At 67.3% G+C, this 16986-nt stretch carries 15 protein-coding genes; 6 read left to right on the top strand and 9 right to left on the bottom strand.

The window, feature by feature from the left end; genetic code table 11:
• Positions 1-76 precede the first annotated feature (76 nt).
• From ACW7G3_RS09290 to rsmD, 6 genes are all read right to left on the bottom strand, one after another.
• The gene (locus ACW7G3_RS09290; protein ID WP_456982484.1) at positions 77-964 is read right to left on the bottom strand and encodes an MBL fold metallo-hydrolase; all 888 of its coding nucleotides are present in this window, start codon (positions 962-964) and stop codon (positions 77-79) included.
• Entirely contained in the window at positions 961-2721 is a 1761-nt protein-coding gene (gene ggt, locus ACW7G3_RS09285; RefSeq protein ID WP_456982482.1) for a gamma-glutamyltransferase, read from the bottom strand. Before ggt ends, ACW7G3_RS09290 begins: the two co-directional genes overlap by 4 nt.
• A 33-nt stretch (positions 2722-2754) precedes the next feature.
• Positions 2755-3048 carry a YfhL family 4Fe-4S dicluster ferredoxin gene (locus ACW7G3_RS09280; protein WP_456974594.1) on the bottom strand — a complete coding sequence of 98 codons (294 nt, stop codon included), beginning with the start codon at positions 3046-3048 and terminating at the stop codon, positions 2755-2757.
• 27 nt (positions 3049-3075) lie between these two features.
• Positions 3076-3552: a hypothetical protein gene (locus ACW7G3_RS09275; RefSeq protein ID WP_456982481.1), complete on the bottom strand. Its 477-nt coding sequence runs from the start codon at positions 3550-3552 to the stop codon at positions 3076-3078.
• 37 nt (positions 3553-3589) lie between these two features.
• On the bottom strand, positions 3590-4096 hold the full coding sequence (coaD, locus tag ACW7G3_RS09270) for a pantetheine-phosphate adenylyltransferase (protein ID WP_456974889.1): 507 nt from the start codon (positions 4094-4096) through the stop codon (positions 3590-3592).
• 61 nt (positions 4097-4157) lie between these two features.
• Positions 4158-4733 carry a 16S rRNA (guanine(966)-N(2))-methyltransferase RsmD gene (rsmD, locus tag ACW7G3_RS09265; RefSeq protein WP_456982480.1) on the bottom strand — a complete coding sequence of 192 codons (576 nt, stop codon included), beginning with the start codon at positions 4731-4733 and terminating at the stop codon, positions 4158-4160.
• Positions 4734-4813: 80 nt separating this feature from the next.
• Here rsmD and ftsY point away from each other — a divergent pair, with 80 nt between their 5' ends.
• The 4 genes from ftsY to ACW7G3_RS09245 all read left to right on the top strand — a co-directional run bounded on the left by ftsY (position 4814) and on the right by ACW7G3_RS09245 (position 8697).
• Positions 4814-6052: a signal recognition particle-docking protein FtsY gene (ftsY, locus tag ACW7G3_RS09260; RefSeq protein WP_456982478.1), complete on the top strand. Its 1239-nt coding sequence runs from the start codon at positions 4814-4816 to the stop codon at positions 6050-6052.
• The gene (locus tag ACW7G3_RS09255) at positions 6049-7302 is read left to right on the top strand and encodes a hypothetical protein (RefSeq protein WP_456982476.1); all 1254 of its coding nucleotides are present in this window, start codon (positions 6049-6051) and stop codon (positions 7300-7302) included. The genes ftsY and ACW7G3_RS09255 overlap by 4 nt, the downstream gene beginning before the upstream one ends.
• Positions 7299-8342, top strand: coding sequence for an A/G-specific adenine glycosylase (gene mutY, locus ACW7G3_RS09250; RefSeq protein WP_456982474.1), 1044 nt, complete (start codon positions 7299-7301; stop codon positions 8340-8342). Before ACW7G3_RS09255 ends, mutY begins: the two co-directional genes overlap by 4 nt.
• Before the next feature lie 79 nt (positions 8343-8421).
• The gene (locus ACW7G3_RS09245) at positions 8422-8697 is read left to right on the top strand and encodes an oxidative damage protection protein (protein ID WP_456982713.1); all 276 of its coding nucleotides are present in this window, start codon (positions 8422-8424) and stop codon (positions 8695-8697) included.
• Here the strand turns inward: ACW7G3_RS09245 and ACW7G3_RS09240 are convergent.
• Positions 8673-9155 carry a DUF6491 family protein gene (locus ACW7G3_RS09240; protein ID WP_456982472.1) on the bottom strand — a complete coding sequence of 161 codons (483 nt, stop codon included), beginning with the start codon at positions 9153-9155 and terminating at the stop codon, positions 8673-8675. The two genes, ACW7G3_RS09245 and ACW7G3_RS09240, sit on opposite strands and share 25 nt — an antisense overlap.
• Before the next feature lie 245 nt (positions 9156-9400).
• Here ACW7G3_RS09240 and ACW7G3_RS09235 point away from each other — a divergent pair, with 245 nt between their 5' ends.
• Together ACW7G3_RS09235 and ACW7G3_RS09230 are read left to right on the top strand one after the other, a co-directional pair.
• The gene (locus tag ACW7G3_RS09235; RefSeq protein ID WP_456982471.1) at positions 9401-10420 is read left to right on the top strand and encodes an Ldh family oxidoreductase; all 1020 of its coding nucleotides are present in this window, start codon (positions 9401-9403) and stop codon (positions 10418-10420) included.
• Positions 10421-10625: 205 nt separating this feature from the next.
• On the top strand, positions 10626-13484 hold the full coding sequence (locus ACW7G3_RS09230) for a TonB-dependent receptor domain-containing protein (RefSeq protein ID WP_456982469.1): 2859 nt from the start codon (positions 10626-10628) through the stop codon (positions 13482-13484).
• Positions 13485-13712: 228 nt separating this feature from the next.
• On the opposite strand, the gene ACW7G3_RS09225 is transcribed toward ACW7G3_RS09230, so the two are convergent.
• Both ACW7G3_RS09225 and ACW7G3_RS09220 read right to left on the bottom strand, forming a co-directional pair.
• Positions 13713-16052: a DPP IV N-terminal domain-containing protein gene (locus ACW7G3_RS09225; protein WP_456982468.1), complete on the bottom strand. Its 2340-nt coding sequence runs from the start codon at positions 16050-16052 to the stop codon at positions 13713-13715.
• Positions 16053-16976, bottom strand: a complete 924-nt coding sequence (locus ACW7G3_RS09220; protein ID WP_456982466.1) for a hypothetical protein — start codon at positions 16974-16976, stop codon at positions 16053-16055.
• Positions 16977-16986 lie beyond the last annotated feature (10 nt).

Raw genomic sequence — 16986 nt, 5'->3', positions numbered from 1 at the left:
GCTTCGGTTGCGACATACCATCCGACGCCCCTCGGCACCGCCATGTGTCACGCGGCTTCGCGCGCGTGGCGCGCTCCTACGGGAGGGGACGGGCCTTCAGGGCTGCGGTTTCGTGGGTTGGGGCGTAGCGGCCACGATCATCGCGGGTGAGCTGGACCAGTGCGATGTCCGGATCATGGGTGAGGAACAGGTGCACGTTCCGCTCCAACTTGTCCTCGAGGAAGGCACGCTTCTCGTCGATCAGCAGTTCGGGGCTGCGGTCGTAGCCCATGGTGATCGGCAGGTGGACCCAGGGCCGCCCCGGCACCAGATCGGCGCAGAAGGCTATGCCGCCGTGCGGGCGACCGTCCGGACCCGGCGCTCCGTGGATCTCCGCCAGCATCATGCCCGGGGTGTGGCCGTCGCTGTAGGTGAAGCTGACCGCGTCGCCCAACACCTCCGAGCGGCCGCCTTCGACGAACTGCAGCCTGCCACTGGCCTCCAGCAGCGCCGGCAGTTCGGGAATGAAACTGGCCCGGTCGCGGGCGTGCGGGTTGCATGCGCGCTCCCAATGCGGCCGGCTGGTGAGATAGATGGCATTGGGGAACAGCAGCTCGTGCGGCTCGCCCTCGCGGTACTCGCGCAGCAGCCCCCCCACATGATCGAAGTGCAGGTGCGAGAGCACCACCACGTCGATGTCTTCATGCGAGAAGCCCGCCTCTCGCAGCGAATCCAGCAGCACGTGGCGCTCTTCCACCACGCCGTAGCGATCGCGATATTTCGGTTCGAAGAACGCACCCACGCCCGTCTCGAACAGCACCGTTTTGCCATTGAGCGGCTGGGCCAGCAGGGCCCGGCAGGCGAGCGGGATGCGGTTCAGCTCATCCGGCTGCATCCAGCGCGTCCACAGGGCGCGCGGCGCATTGCCGAACATCGCGCCACCGTCGAGCTTCTGGGTGTTGCCCTCGAGCGACCAGAGTTTCATGGCTGCAGTTCGACCTTGGCCGAACCGACCTCGTTGCGCGGATCGGTGCCGCCTTCCAGCGTATTGGTGCGCAGGTTCCAGGCCACGGTCTGCAGGTTGCCCCAGCTGTGGCTGGAGGTGCGGCCACCGCTGCGGCGCATCTCGTCTTCTTCGTCGGGCGCATCCACCACGTGGCCCATCTCCCGCAGGCGGGCGATGACTTCGGGGCTGAACGCACCGCGCTCGGCGGAGATGCGGTCGGGCAGCCACTGGTGGTGGAAGCGCGGCAGGGCGGCCACTGCCTGGGCATCCAGGCCGGCGTCGTAGCCGAGGATGCCCAGCATCACCATGGTGATGATGCGGGTGCCACCGGGCGTGCCCAGCACCGCGATGCGGTCGTCGGACAGCATGAAGGTCGGGGTCATGGAGCTGAGCATGCGCTTGCCCGGCTCCGGGGCGTTGGCATCAAAGCCCATGACGCCAAACGCGTTCGCCTCGCCCGGCTGCAGGGCGAAATCATCCATCTCGTTGTTCAGCAGCACGCCGGTGCCCGGCGGCACCAGGCCCGAGCCGTACAGCAGGTTCACCGTCTGCGTGGCGGCCACGCGGTTGCCCTCGGCATCGATGATGGAGAAGTGGGTGGTCTCATCACCCTCCAGCGGCGTCGGCTCGCCGGAGAGCATGTCGCTCGGCGTTGCCCGCTCGGGATGGATGGTGGCGCGCAACCCGGCCGCGTAGTCGCGGCTGGTCAGGGTGTCCATCGGGATATCGACGAAGTCCGGATCACCCAGGTAGAAGGTGCGGTCGCGGAACGCCCGGCGCATGGATTCGACGGTCAGGTGCGCGCGCAGGGCCGGGTCAAGTTCCTCCAGCTCCCAGCCCGCCAGGATCTGCAGCATCTGGGCCAGCGCCACCCCGCCCGAAGACGGCGGCGGCGCCGTCACGATGTCCCACTCGTGGTACTTCAGGCGCAGCGGCTCACGCTCCACCACCTTGTAGGACGCCAGGTCTTCCGCGGTCCACACGCCACCCTCGGCCTGCACGCCTTCCAGCAGCAGCTCCGCAGTGCGGCCGCGATAGAAACCGTCGAAGCCGTCGGCAGCCAGGCGCTCAAGGGTACGGGCCAGGTCCGGCTGGCGGAAGGTGTCGCCCTCGCGCATCGCCCGGCCCTCGATCAGGAAGGTATCGCGCGTGCCGGGGTAACGCTCCATCACCTCGGCCCGGTTCTCATAGCCGCGCACCATGCGGCCGTAGACGGGGAAGCCCTCGTCGGCCAGGCGGATCGCCGGCGCCAGCGATTGGGCCAGTGACAGCTCGCCATACTCGTCCGCCAGGTGCACGAACGCCGCCGGCAGGCCAGGGATGCCGGCAGCCCACGGACCGTTGGTGGCCCGGTCACGGTTGAACTGGCCGTCTTCGGTCAGGTAGTCATCGGATGTAACGGCGGCAGGTGACGTCTCGCGCGCGTCCAGGAACACATCGCGCCCATCATCCGCGTTGTGCAGCAGGAAGAAACCTCCACCGCCGATGCCGGAGCTGATCGGCTCCACCACCGACAGCGCGGCGGACACCGCGATTGCGGCATCGAATGCGTTGCCACCCTCGCGGATCATTTCCAGTCCGGCCTCAGTCGCCAACGAGTGCGCCGAGGCAATAGCAACACCCGGCGGCGTGGCGGTGCTGGCAGCGTTCTGCTCAGGCTGGGCAACCGCATCGCGGCCACAGGCAGGGGTGGCGACCAGGGCCACCGCGATGATCACACCGGACCAGAACTTCATAATTGCTCCACGACTCAGGAAATCAGTTGCGCATCACGCTCCAGCCATTTCGCCGGTAGCGGCATCGGCCGGTGCGGCGCCCTGCTCCTGCAGCCTGCGCAGCTTGGCCAGGAGCTGGCTCTCGGTCTCGGGGTGCTCCGGGTCCGGGTCGATGCATTCCACCGGACACACCTCCATGCACTGCGGCTCGTCAAAGTGGCCGACGCACTCGGTACACAGGGCGGGGTCGATCACGTAGATGACCTCGCCCTGTGAAATCGCGTTGTTCGGACACGCGGGCTCACAGACATCGCAGTTGATGCACAGCTCGTTGATCTTCAGCGACATCTGCTTTCCAGCGCGACCCGGCGCGACTTATTTCTCGATGAAAACGTATTCAACCTGGGCCGGTGCCACCGCGGCTTCAACCCGCGGGTTGTCCACCGCATCGCCGATGAACAGCACGCGCACGCCTTCCATGGTGCCTTCGGGCACGTTTTCGAACGCGCGCACCGCCAGGTCCGCAACGCGGTTGGAATCGTGGCCGGCGTAGGCCAGCAGGTTGCCGCGCACGATGCCGCGGGCAAGATCGTTCTCGGCGCGCTCGGCCAGGCGCTCGTACTCGTCATCAAAGTTCTCGCCGCCTTCGGCGGGCACCAGGTACACGAAGGGCTGGCTGTAGATCCCCTCCATGTTCCGGCCCACGACGTCGTTGAGATACGTGCGCCACTCTTCGCGATCACCGCTCTGCGGCGCAGCCATCGGGGCAGTTACCACCTGCTCCACGGCCTCTTCTTTCTGACAGGCTGCCAGCGGCAGGGCAAGGCTGGCGCACAGCAGCAGTCGGGTCATGATCTTCATTTCAGCGTTCCCTTCAGGATTTACAAGGTCAGGTTGATGCTTTACGCCGCCACTCGGTCTGCAGCGCTTCGGCCACCGCCGCCGGCACGAACGCGGAGACGTCGCCGCCAAGGCGGGATATCTCGCGGACCAGCGACGAGGATATGAAACCGTATTTTTCGGCAGGGGTCAGGAACAGGGTTTCCACTTCGGGAATCAGATGCCTGTTCATGCTTGCCATCTGGAATTCGTACTCGAAATCCGACACCGCCCGCAGGCCACGCAGCAGCACGCCACCGCTCACTTCACGCACGAAGTCCGCCAGCAGGCAGTTGAAGCTGCACACCTCGACGTTGTCGTGTCCGCGCAGCGCGAGGCGCGCCAGTTCCAGGCGCAGATCCAGCTCCAGGGTAGGCCCCTTGCCCGGACTCTCGGCAATGCCCACGATGATCTTCGCGAACAACGGCGAGGCACGGTGGATCAGATCGATGTGCCCGTTGGTGATCGGATCGAAGGTTCCGGGATAGACCGCGATGCGGTTGCGCGCCACGCTCATGTCAGCAAATCGCCTGTCGGAAACGGCCGGGTCGGTGGGCTGCCAGTGTAACAGCGTCGCATCATCCGGAACCCGTATCCGCCACGCACCGGTACAGCGCGTGCCGTGCATCGCGGGTCCGTGATTCGCGATGCGGAAGCCAGCCTGCTCCAGGCTCCACCCGTCCATCCACCGGTGACTCAAGGTAAAGCCACGCCTGATCGGCAAGCCACGGATCCAGCTGGGCCAGAACTGGCTGCCAGAGGTCGGCATCAAAAGGGGGATCAACGAATACCAGGTTGAAGCGGCCGTGCAGCGGTGCAGCCAGAAACTGAAGCGCGTCGGCACGCACAACACGCGCGACAGCGCCGGCATCCAGCCGCTGCACGGTCTCTTCCAGCCCCTGTGCCAGGTTGGCATCGCGCTCCACCATCAGGGCGTCGGCAGCGCCGCGGGAGAGCGCCTCAAGCCCAAGCGCTCCGCTGCCGGCAAACAGGTCCAGTACCCGCGCTCCCGGCAATACCGGCTGCAGCCAGTTGAACAGGGTCTCGCGGGCACGGTCGGAAGTGGGCCGCAGGCCGGGCGCATCGGCCACCGGCAGGCGGGTGCCGCGCCAGCGCCCGCCAATGATCCGCACCCTGCCCGGAACCGGCTTCATAGGGCGCTTTCCACGGCTGGAGGCTGGGGGCCGAGTGATACCATTCGGCCATTCTCCCCCATCAAGGACTTGATCGCGGCATGTCCAGCTGGTTCCGACGCAAAAAATCCGATGCAGACCAGGCTGACGGCCGCCGCCGGCTGAGCATCGAGGAGCTGGCCGCAGCATTCCCGGAGAGTCACCAGACCGCACCTCCGGCCGCAGAGACTGTGGCGGCGGAAGAGCCTGTCGCAAGAACTGCTGTTGAAACCGCCCCCGCACCGGCTGTTCCTGTCAGCACCCCGGTCGCCCGGGAACCCGTATCGGCATCTGTCGCGCCTGTTCCGATCGTTACGCCGGCACCGGGGGCCGTCCCGCCGGCACCCGCGGCCGAGCCGGAATCAGCCCCCGCTGCCGCTCCCGGAAAAACCGGCTGGCGACAGCGCCTGGGCGGGAGCGGCTTTGCCGTCAGCCTGGGCGGCCTGTTCTCGCGCAATCCGCGCCTGGATGACGATCTACTGGACGAGATCGAGACCGCGCTGCTGATGGCAGACGTCGGCGTGGCTGCGACTACCGGACTGGTGGAGGCCATGCGCAAACGCATGAAGGCGCGCGAGTTCGCCGACTCCGCTGCATTGCTGGCCAGCCTGCGCGCCGAGATGATCGCCTTGTTGCAGCCGGTTGCCAGGCCGCTGCAGATCAACGCTTCCGCCAAGCCTTTCGTGATCCTCACCGTGGGCGTGAACGGCGTCGGCAAGACCACCACCATTGGCAAGCTGGCACGGCGCTACAAGGAAGAAGGCCACGGCCTCATGCTGGCCGCAGGGGATACCTTCCGCGCCGCCGCCGTGGCCCAGCTGCAGGCATGGGGCGAGCGCAATGGCGTGCCAGTGGTTGCCCAGGGCCAGAACGCGGATGCCGCATCAGTGGCTTTTGACGCGCTGCAGTCGGCCCGTTCGCGCGGTACCGATATCCTCATTGCCGATACGGCTGGCCGCCTGCACACCCAGCAGGGACTGATGGCCGAGCTTGGCAAGATCGGGCGCGTGCTGGGCAAGATCGACCCCACCGCCCCGCACGAAGTGCTGATGGTGGTGGACGGAACCACCGGGCAAAACGCCGTCTCCCAGGTGCGCCAGTTCAACGTCGCGGTCAAGGTGACCGGACTGGTGGTGACCAAGCTGGACGGCACCGCCAAGGGCGGCGTGGTGTTCGCCCTGGCCCGCGAGTTCGGCATTCCGATCCGCTATGCCGGCATCGGCGAAAGGTCTGAGGACCTGCGCGTGTTCGATGCCGAAGCCTTCGTAGACGCCCTGCTGCCGGAGGCGCTGGGCGGGTGAAACGCCGTTCCGCGATCGCGCTGGTCGTGGTCGTTGCCCTCCTGCTGTTGGTCGCGGTCGTGCTGCACTGGGCGATGCGGCCGCAGGTGCTGGGCCCGCGGGTGATGGCGCTGGCCGGACAGGCCACGGGACTGGACATCAGTGCCAACGAATTCGATTACCGCCTGCGCGGCAGTCCGCAGCTGGTGGCTCGTGGCGTCAGCGCGCGCATCCCGGGCGCGCCGGACACGGTGCTGGAAGCAGAGCGGGTCCTGGTGTCGGTGCCCTGGTCCACGCTGCGCTCGCGAGGCGCTGATCCGGTGATCACCCGCATCGAAGTCGACGCGCCGCGGATACAGCTGCAACCCGCGCTGGAGTGGTGGGCAAGTCGCCCCCGGGGCGACGGCCCCCCGCCGGTGCTGGCGGAGGGCCTGCATGTGCGGCGCGGCACCCTCCAGGCGGACACCTGGTCGGTTGGCGACCTCTCGATCCGCCTGCCCCGATTCGCCCAGCAGGCCCGGCTCGGCGCCGACATCGGTGGCCGCTACCAGGCAGGCAGCCTGTCGGCGCCTTTCCACCTGCATCTGGCCATGACCCGTCCCGGGATGGGTGCCGGCATCGGCGTCGCCGGCACCCTGGCTCCCCAGGACAGCAGCTGGCGACTGCCCACCCATGCCGTGCTTTCCACCCACCTGAAGGACTCACCTGCCGCCGCCGGCGTACAGCTGTCCGCACTTCGACTCTCGGCAAGCTCACGTCTCGTTTCGACAGGCAAGGAACAGCCGTTCGCGCTCGGGCTTGCCGGCGAAGGCGCATTTGCCGAAGGCGCCTTCACCCTGCAGCCCGCGGCGCTGGTGCTTCGCGGCCAGGCGATGATCCCCCGCCTGCAGGGTCGCGGCCACGTCGCTGTTGGCCATCAGCTTGAGCTGGCGCTCACCGGGCAGCTCGAGCGCTGGCCCGCTACATGGCCCGAACTGCCATCACCGATCGGCGACTCCGATGCCGCGCTGCCGTTTGAACTTGACTATCGGGGTGCTTCCAACCTGTCCGATCCGCTGCTGCTGCGCCTGACCCGTGACCAGGCCCGCTTTGAAGGCCGGCTGCGCGTGGGCGAATTGGGGGCATGGATGGGCGACATGGACTCCGGCTCCCCCCTGCCACCACTTGACGGCCATCTCAGCGTGCCACGTGTGGATATCGCAGGCGCTGTCCTGCACGGCGTGGAGATCACGATCGAAGACGCCCCTGCAGCGACAGGCCCGGAGCCATGACGGACAGCTTCGCCTCGCGCCTGCTGGCCTGGTTCGACGTCAACGGCCGCCACGACCTGCCCTGGCAACATCCGCGCGCGCCGTACCGAGTATGGCTGTCGGAGATCATGCTGCAGCAGACCCAGGTGCGGGTGGTGGTGCCCTACTTCGAGCGCTTTGTCGCTGCCCTGCCCGATCTTCCCGCGCTTGCCGCCGCGCCGCTGGACGACGTGCTCGCGCTCTGGTCCGGACTTGGCTACTACGCCCGTGCCCGCAACCTGCATGCGACCGCCCGGACCTGCGTAGAGCTGCACGGTGGCGAACTGCCGCGCGATCACGCCGCGCTGATGAGCCTGCCCGGCATTGGCCGCAGCACCGCCGCCGCCATCCTGGCCCAGGCCTGGGGAGACCGGCACGCCATCCTGGACGGCAACGTGAAGCGCGTGCTGTGCCGCTGGCACGCGGTGGAAGGCTGGCCCGCAACATCCCGGGTCGAGCGGCAGCTGTGGACGCTGGCCGGATCGCACCTGCCAGACGATCGCTTGGCCGACTACACCCAGGCGCAGATGGATTTCGGCGCCACCCTCTGCACCCGTCACGAGCCCGCCTGCACGCTCTGCCCGATCAGCGAAGGCTGCGCGGCCCTCACCCAGGGACGGGTGGCCGAGCTGCCGACCCCCAAACGGGGCAAGCCGCTCCCCGAACGGGAAGCGACGGTCCTGCTGCTCTACGACGGTGCCGGCCGCATCCTGCTGCAGCGCCGCCCGCCGACCGGCATCTGGGGCTCGCTGTGGTCACTGCCGGAAGCCACCGGTGACGATGACGCACGCAGCTGGTTCAACGCCAATGTGGACGGCGACTACGCAGCCGCCCACGCGCTGGACCCGGTTGCACACGCCTTCACCCATTACCGGCTGACGCTGCACCCATTGCGCTGGCAGGGCATCGCTCCGAGACCAGCTGTACGCGATGGGGACGACCACCGCTGGGTGGCGGTGACCGCTCTGGAGGGCCTGGGCATCCCGGCCCCTATCCGCAGGCTCTTGTCAGGCCACTCCTGAGCGCCGTCATCGTGGGCCATCCAGGCCGGGCCGGTGCCGGCACCCTACAATGGGATGTCCCCCACTTTGAGAGCTGACCATCATGCGCACCGTCTTCTGCCAGAGAGAACAGGTCGAAACCGAGGGTCTGGATTTCGCCCCCTGGCCGGGCGAGCTGGGCAAGCGGATCTACGCCAACATCGGCAAGAGCGCATGGTCGGCATGGCTGGCCCACCAGACCATGCTGATCAACGAAAACCGCCTCTCGCCGCTGGACCCCAAGCACCGCGCCTTCCTGGAAGCGGAGATGCGCAAGTTCCTGTTCGAAGGCGGCGCTGAAAAACCTGCCGGCTACGTGCCAACACCCGACGACTGATCCGCGTCTTCCGGCGGCTGGTCGATCACCTCGCCGCCCTCACGCCAGTCACGCTCCGCATCGCGCAGCGCACTGACATCCAGCGGCCTGATCTCACCGATCTGGCAGGCAATCGCCATCGGTCCAGCACCCATCGGACGCACCCGATCAAACCGGGCGTGAACAGTGTTGAGGCTGCTGGTGATCGATACGGAGTGGGCGAAGGCCAGGTCCGGGCAGCTGCCCGTCAGCTCCAGCAGCCACGCTTCGCGCGGCTTGGTCCACACCGCCAGCGCACGATCGCCAAGCGGCGTCCAGCTGTGCAGCCGTCCAAAGAAGTGGAAGCTGCGCACGGGCTCACCCGCGCTGGTCCGGTACATGGCCAGCTTCTCGCCGCTGTCCATTCCCGTGCTGGCGCAGCCGGCCAGCAACAGCGCTGACAGCAGCCCAGCCGATACCGCTTTGATGGATCTGATCATGGCCATCTCCTGCAGGTTGCAAGGAATCTTCAGGATAATGATCTGGACAATGTGAATCGAGCCACATGGAGAAAATGCCTGTGGAGGAAAAAACCCCGATTCCGGTACCCGCTGAAAAGACATCCGAGCCAGCAGATCCAGTCGAATTGTGCGGAATTCCGCATCAATTCCGCACTAAATCCACGTGCCCACGGACCCCGATTTTCCGACAATGTCCTGCTACATCGTCGAAGGTGGATTAAAGCATGTCGGACTCCACGGTACGGCTGGACCTGGACGAATGCGAGGCGCTGGTTTCGCGCATCCTCACCCTCGCCGGCTTCAGCGCCGGACACGTGCGCACCCTGACCGCTACCATCGTCGCCGGGGAGCGCGACCACTGTCCATCGCATGGCCTGTACCGGACCCTGGTCTGCGTGCATTCGCTGCAGACCGGCAAGGTGGATGGCCGGGCAGAGCCGGAAGTGCACGATCAGGCGCCCGGCATTATCCGGGTCGACGCGCGCGGTGGGTATTCCCTGCTGGCCTTCGAAAAGGGGCTCCCACACCTGGTCGCCAAGGCGCGGCGGAACGGCCTGGCCGCGATGGCGATCAACCGCTGCCTGCACTTTTCGGCGCTGTGGCCGGAAGTCGAGCGGATCGCCGGCGAGGGCCTGGCCGCGCTGGCATGCAACCCGAGCCACGCCTGGGTGGCGCCGGCAGGAGGCCGGACCCCGCTGCTGGGCACCAACCCGTTCGCCTTCGCCTGGCCCCGCCCCACCGGCCTGCCCTACGTTTTCGACTTTGCCACCAGTGCCGTCGCCCGCGGTGAGATCGAGCTGCGGGCCCGCGATGGTTCGCCAATTCCGGCGGATTGGGGAGTGGACGCCACGGGATTGCCGACCACGGACCCGGGAGCGGTGCTCAACGGCGGCGCGATGCAGACTTTCGGCGGCTACAAGGGCTCCGCGCTGTCGACCATGATCGAGCTGATTGCCGGTCCGCTGATCGGCGACCTGACCAGCATGGAGTCGCTTGAGCACGATGGCGGGGCCGGGGCATCGCCGTACCACGGCGAGCTGATCATCGCGATGGATCCGGCCGGCTTCCTCGGCGCGGACGCAGCGGCCCACATGGACCGCGCCGAGTCGCTGTTCGACGCGCTCACCGGATCTGGCGCCCGGCTACCTTCGCAGCGTCGCCACGCGGCCCGCGAAACCAGTCTCGCCCAGGGCGTGACCGTGCCCGGGCACCTGTACCGCGAACTGCTGGCCCTGCTCGACTGACTTTCCCGCGCCCGGGCAGCGACATCCCGCCGGGCCGGCAACTCAGCTCATCGATTGTGCATAAATCTGCATGTCAAGAGGGGATTATCCGCTAGCTGCAGCCACGGCGTTCCACCAAGAATGACAGTCACGTGACGGCCCCACGCAACGTCACGGTGCGCGGATGCTCCGCATCGCTGACAGTTACTCTGGAGAAAGGACGTCGATGAAAAATTTCTGCTTGCCCAGTGCCCTGGCACTGGCGATCTGCCTGGCGCTGAACCCGTCTGCGGCATCAGCCCAGCAACCACCCCCTGCCGACCCTCCGTCCGCCGCGGCCCTGGACGCAATCAACCCTGAAGCTGCTTCCACTGATGACCAGGCATCGTCCGGGGACGCGTTGGAACTGGACACGGTCTCCGTCACCGGGTCCAGGATCAAGCGCACCGAGATCGAAGGCGTCGAGCCGGTTCAGATCTACACCTCCCAGGACCTGCAGCAGCAGGGGTTCTCGACGCTTTACGACGCGCTCACCAACCTCAATGCCAACACCGGCATCGTCGTCGGCGAAGAGGTCACCAACAACTTCAACGCCAACGCCCAGGCGCTCAACCTGCGTGGCTTCGGGGCCGGCTACACCCTGGTGCTGCTCAACGGCAGGCGCATGCCGATCCTGCCCAAGCCCGCCGGCTCGGTCTCCGGCAACGTCATCAACCTGGCGATGATTCCGTACTCGGCGGTGGAGCGGGTGGAGGTCCTGACCAGCGGCGCGTCGGCCATCTACGGCTCCGACGCCGTCGCCGGCGTGGTCAACGTGATCCTCAAGGACGACATCGACGCCACCACTTTCTCCTACCGCTACGGCGACACCGTCAACGGGGGCGGCCGCTCGGACAACTTCACGGTCTCCTCCGGCTTCGCGCGCGGCGACACCCGGGCCAGCTTCGGCCTGGAATGGGACCGGCGGCGTCCGATCCGCGGCGACCAGCGTGACTGGTTCGACCACCCGCAGAAATCGCCCGACCCGGCCTACCGTGAGCTCGAGCAGGTCGTCTCGTTCTGGGACGTCGGCAGCGGGTGGGACCTGCTGGATATCGGCGATCGTTGCGGGGCACTGGGATACGACGCGGTGCGGCCGGGCTGGATGGCGGCGGGACCGGAGCGCTACTGCGGCGACAACGTGTTCGACACCTACACCGTCCGCAATGGACGGGATCGGGTGTTCGGCTTTGCCAATCTCACCCATGACTTCGCCGGCGGACAGGTGTTCCAGGCAACCCTCATGTCGGCGCGCTCGGAAGCCGACGCCGGCCTTTACCGCTACAGCTACGGTGTCGACTACGACGTGGTCGAAGACATCGACTCGCCGAACCCGGGCTACTACGGGTCGCGCCACTTCTGGCGCTCCTTCCGCGATTTCGAGACGCCCACCAGCAACCAGAGGTTCGAGGAGACCAGCCACACACTCAGCCTCGACCTTGGCGGACAGATCGGGAGCTACGATTACAGCGTCGGTTACACCTACGGGATCTACAACTACGAGGATTCGGTGGAGCGGTTCGACGACCAGACGATGCTGTCGATGCTGTTCGGCACCCGCGGCGTCGACTGGAGCCAGCCTTGGGCTGGCAGCCGCTGGCTGCAGGTCAACCGCAGCAGCCTGGACGCCAATTACCTGCCCACTAACATCGACTACTTCGGGCCGCTCACGCCGGACATGTTCACCGAGGCCCTGCGCACGTCGGTGGGGGACGGGCGCTCGACGTCGCAGACGCTCAGCGCCGACCTGGCCGGCACCCTGTTCAACGTGCCGGCCGGCCCGGTCGACTTCGCCACGGTGGTGGAAGCCAACCGGGAGACCTACCGGTTCCTGACCGACCAGGCCACCGTCGACGGCGAGATCTACGGCTGGAGCGGCATCCGCGGCGAGGGCGACCGCAATCGCTACGCCCTGGGCGCTGAGCTGGCCATTCCACTGGCCGGGCCGGATTCTCCGATAGGCCGTCTGGATGCCAAGGTCGCAGCGCGCTACGACTACTACGACGACGCGTCCGATGTGTCCGGCGCGCCCACCTACCAGGTCGGGCTGGCGTGGCGGCCGATCGAGTCGCTGATGTTCCGCGCCTCGCGCGCAACCTCGTTCCGGGCGCCGGACCTGCACGTCATGTTCGCCGAACGCAGCTCGTCCTACGCCAGCGCGGTGGACTACCTGGCCTGCGTGCAGGAGGAGGGGCTGGAGCCCGGGATGAGCTGGGAGGCCTGCGGCAACAACTACGGCACCGGATCCTTCCGCCAGTATTCCGAGGGCGATCCGTCCCTGCGCGAGGAGAAGGGATACACCAACACCGTCGGGATGGTGGCCCAGCTGGGCGATCACCACTCGCTGACCCTTGACTGGTTCCGCATCCACCTGACCGACCAGGTCGGCATCATCAACGCGCAGACCGTGGTCCGGTACGCGGCCGAGTGCGAACTCGGCTTCGACGCCCAGGGCAACGACGTGGACATCAATTCGCCCAAGTGCCAGGAGATGATGTCCCGGATGACCCGCGGCGGCCCGAACGGCTCGGTGGTCTCGGCGATCACCAGCCCGTTCAACACCGGGATGCGCCAACAGGAAGGATTCGACCTGACCTGGCTTTCAAAGGTCCCGACCGAGCGGTGGGGCGAATTCACCTTCCGCTTCGCCCACACCCACATCCTGGAGACGCTCAACCGCTACCTGCCCGAGGACGAGGTCGAGGACATCCGGGACGAGCAGTGGAATACCGAGTTCCGCACCCGCAGCAACGCGACCCTGGCCTGGGTCAACGGCCGCTTCAACGCCAGCGTCCACGTCAACCGCCTTGGAACGTCTCCGGCGCGGTGGGCGGATGGCTATGTCAGGCTGCCGGCGTGGACGACGACCAACGTTTCGCTGGGATACAAGTTCACCGATGCCCTTTCTGCGAACTTCAGCGTGGTCAACGTGTTCGACAAGGAGCCGCCGAGCCATGAGTCGGAGGCATGGTGGCCCTATGCGGACATCCGCAAGCACAACCCCGCCGGCGCGGAGTACTTCCTGACCCTGGAATACCGACTGTAGGACGTCGGAACAGGGCGGGCCAGGAAATTGGCCCGCCCTTTTTTTGTTCTTCACCCAACTCCGGGAGGTGCGAGGAGGAGCAACTGCTTCTTCGCTTCGCCTCGCCGTGACCTGACGGGCCCCGTCATGTCCCCCGGCATCCGCCTGGCGGCGGATGCCTCCTCCTTTACTTCCCCGCGAAGGCCTGCCGGCCACGACGGGGCTCGGCTTGCGGATGCAGAAACGGACTCAGTCTTGCCCGATCCGGTTCCAGTCGGGGGTCGGCTGGTCGAGCAGGTGGCGGACGAAGAAATCGAACTTGCGCCGCTGGATGTAGCGCAGCGGTTCCTCCGATCGCCCCACCCCGTGGCCCGTTCCGGGGACGGCCAGCAGGTCGAAGTCCTTGCCGGCGCGGATCAGCGCATCGGCCACCTGGTAGGTGGATGCCGGATCGACGTTGGCATCCTGTTCGCCGACGATCATCAGCAGCCTGCCCTGCATCAGCCCTGCGTGCTCCACCCCCGATGCACGGACATAACTCTCATCCACCGGCCAGCCCATCCACTGCTCGTTCCAGCTGAGCTTGTCCATCCGGTTGTCGTAGTTGCCGTTGTAGGCCACCGCGACGGTGTAGAAGTCCGGCTCGAAGAGCAGCGCGTGCAGGGCGTTCTGGGCCCCGGCCGATGCGCCGTAGATGCCCACTCCGCGGATGATGTCGTATGACCGGTCGCGTTCCGCCAGGGCCCGGTGCCAGGCGATGCGATCGGGGAAGCCCCCGTCCTGCAGGTTCTTCCAGGCCACGTCGTGGAACGCCTTGGACCGGTGCATGGTGCCCATGCCGTCGATCTGCACCACGATGAAGCCCAGGTCCGCCAGCGCCTGCGCGTCCACCAGGCGCTCGTTGCTGGACTGCGAATCGAACGGCCAGAACTTCTTCTGCACCGAGGCGGTGTGCGGGCCGGCATAGATGTTCTCGATCACCGGGTAGCGGCGGCCGGGGTCGTGGTCGCGCGGGCGGACAACGAGGCCCCAGATCGGCGTGCGACCGTCGCGTCCCGGGGCGACGAACGCTTCCGGCGGCCTGTAGCCCCCCGCGAACAGCTCGCTGGCATCGGCCTTCTCGATACGGGCCACCACGCTGCCGTCGCGCGCATCGCGCAGCAGTGTTTCCCCGGGATGGTCCAGGCGTGACCAGGTCTGCACGTAGTGGCCCAGGTCGGGCGACAGGCTGATCTCGTGCCAGCCGTCGCCGGGCGTCATGTGCACCAGGTTGCGCCCGTCGAAATCGACCCGGTAGAAATGCTGGTGGTACGGGTCGCCGTCCTCGCGCCCGTTGGCCGCAAACCAGATTTGCCTGCGCTCCTCGTCGACCTCGACGATCTCGCGCACCACCCAATCACCGCGGGTGAGCTGGCGCGCGCGCCCACTACGCCCGTCGACCAGGTACAGATGGTTCCATCCGTCCCGCTCCGACATCCAGACGATCTCCCGTCCCTCGCCTCCGACGTCGTGGAAATGGCTGCGCTGCCACCAGTCATTGACGAAGGTGTCGCTGTGCTCCTCCACCACGGTGCGGGCATTGCCGCGGAGCGCGTCGATCTCCACCAGACGCACGCGCTGGTGACCGCGTTCGGTATAGCGCAGCGCCAGGGTCCGGCCGTCGGCGCGGAACTCCAGCGGCGAAAGCTGGAACGGATTGGAGAACAGCTCGCTGGACACCGGTATGCGCCGCCCGGAGTCCGCCTCGAAGATCACCGGCCGCTCGATGTCCACCGGATCGCCCGGCTTGGGATAGAGCTGGGTGCGGACCCGGGGCTCGATCCGGTCACGCGGCAAGGTCTCCACCCGGGTGACCTGGCGCTGCAAGCCGGGGCGCACCTTGTACAGCGCGAAACGGCTGGAGTCCGGGGACCAGACGATGCTTTCCGGATCGAAGAAATCGCCTTCGGCACCGTCATGACTGAGCATGCGGACGGCACCGTCGGCGACGGTGCGCAAGGCTGCGTTGTCGCCGCGCACGAACGCCTCGTAGCGTCCGTCGGGCGAGCGCCGCGGCGTATCGTCGGCGACGACCGACAGATCGCGCGTCACACCCCATCCACGCGGACGGCGCCGGCCGTCACGGTCCTGCACACGCGTGCAGGCGTATTCCGCACCCAGGTCGCAGCGCACCCAGCCGCCGTCGATCCATGCGCGGATCGCGCGTTCGTCATCCAGGTACTCATAGCCGGCGAACGGCAACCGGCGCCCGTCGTGCTCGCTTCCCAGCGCCTGTCCCAGCGCGCGCGCCAGGCGCGCCTGGTCGAACGCCGGCTGCCCCCCTTCTTCGCCAACCCCGCGCACGACGAACTCGAACCCTCCCTGCACCGTGCGCCGGTAGTAGTAGCGTCCGTCGTCGATCCAGCGCACCGGGCCGACGATCCCGCTGGTCAGGTGCATCCACTGCCCGCGCAGTTCAAGCGAGCGTCGGTAGTCGGCCGCGTCCGGGGTTTCCGGCCCTGCCGCCGTGGACGCGGCGGAAGCAGTAGCCGCCGCGCAGACCAACACCATCATTGCGATCAGCGCCTTGATCCGCTGGATTCGGGACATCTAGTTCTCCTTCTGAAGTACGGTTCGATCGGCCGGCGCACGTGCGGCCCCGCGCCAGGCCGACAGCAGCAGCTGCGCTGCCGCGATCAACACCACCAGCAGCACCATCCAGCGCAGCCATGCGAGCGGAAGCGACTTGACCACGAAGGCCGCGACCAGCACGCCGGGAATTCCGCCCAGCGCCAGGCCCAGGGCCGCGCGCAGGTCATAGCGGCCCACGCGCGCGAAGGCGGCACCGCCCACCGGCATCAGGAATGCGCAGGCACCCATCATCACCGGGAACGCGGCCAGCGGATTCATGCCGAGCAGGCTCACCAGGATCAGGCAGGGCGCGTACAGCCCGATGCCCAGCATCATCAGCGCGCCCAGGACGAAGGTTGCCGCGACCGCGAACACCAGCACGCCGCCCTGCAGTCCCAATGCGTCGCCACCACCCGGCAGCCAGTCCAGGTTGGTGGCCAGGAACAGCGCCGCCGAGAGCAGCAGCGCGGTCCCCATGCCGATCTGGATCGCCCTGCGCGGCAGCCGGGCCACCACGCCCACCCCGAACCAGGCCCCCGCCACCGCGGCGGCGATCATGCTCACCAGGGTCACGAACTCCACCGACACCACCGCGATGAAGATCAGCGCCTGGGTCATGGTCGGCAGCGCGTGGCCAACGTTCAGGGTCCCGGGGATGTCCTCGTCCGCGATCCGGCCGCGCAGCTTGAACACCGCGGTGGTCGTCGCGAACGAGCCGATCCCGAGGGTATCGAGGAAATTGGCGCCCAGGCCGGTCAGCAGGCCCGGCGCATCCGGGCGCCGCGGCGACGCGTCACCGGAACCGCCGCGGCGGCGCCAGCGTTCAATCAGGTACCACCGCACGGCATAGCCGATCGCCAGCGCGGCCAGCGCCGAAAGCAGGAGCAAGGTGCTGGTGCCCATAGTCATGCCT

The organism is Luteimonas sp. A478, assembly GCF_054052025.1.
The sequence above is the reverse complement of the archived record's forward strand: the minus strand, read 5'-3'. Positions and strand labels throughout refer to the sequence as shown.

Coding starts and splice junctions, on each gene's coding strand:
- ACW7G3_RS09290 (WP_456982484.1), bottom strand. CDS start 964: ATGAAACTCTGGTCGCTCGAGGGCAACACCCAGAAGCTCGACGGTGGC.
- ggt (WP_456982482.1), bottom strand. CDS start 2,721: ATGAAGTTCTGGTCCGGTGTGATCATCGCGGTGGCCCTGGTCGCCACC.
- ACW7G3_RS09280 (WP_456974594.1), bottom strand. CDS start 3,048: ATGTCGCTGAAGATCAACGAGCTGTGCATCAACTGCGATGTCTGTGAG.
- ACW7G3_RS09275 (WP_456982481.1), bottom strand. CDS start 3,552: ATGACCCGACTGCTGCTGTGCGCCAGCCTTGCCCTGCCGCTGGCAGCC.
- coaD (WP_456974889.1), bottom strand. CDS start 4,096: ATGAGCGTGGCGCGCAACCGCATCGCGGTCTATCCCGGAACCTTCGAT.
- rsmD (WP_456982480.1), bottom strand. CDS start 4,733: ATGAAGCCGGTTCCGGGCAGGGTGCGGATCATTGGCGGGCGCTGGCGC.
- ftsY (WP_456982478.1), top strand. CDS start 4,814: ATGTCCAGCTGGTTCCGACGCAAAAAATCCGATGCAGACCAGGCTGAC.
- mutY (WP_456982474.1), top strand. CDS start 7,299: ATGACGGACAGCTTCGCCTCGCGCCTGCTGGCCTGGTTCGACGTCAAC.
- ACW7G3_RS09240 (WP_456982472.1), bottom strand. CDS start 9,155: ATGATCAGATCCATCAAAGCGGTATCGGCTGGGCTGCTGTCAGCGCTG.
- ACW7G3_RS09235 (WP_456982471.1), top strand. CDS start 9,401: ATGTCGGACTCCACGGTACGGCTGGACCTGGACGAATGCGAGGCGCTG.
- ACW7G3_RS09230 (WP_456982469.1), top strand. CDS start 10,626: ATGAAAAATTTCTGCTTGCCCAGTGCCCTGGCACTGGCGATCTGCCTG.
- ACW7G3_RS09225 (WP_456982468.1), bottom strand. CDS start 16,052: ATGTCCCGAATCCAGCGGATCAAGGCGCTGATCGCAATGATGGTGTTG.
- ACW7G3_RS09220 (WP_456982466.1), bottom strand. CDS start 16,976: ATGGGCACCAGCACCTTGCTCCTGCTTTCGGCGCTGGCCGCGCTGGCG.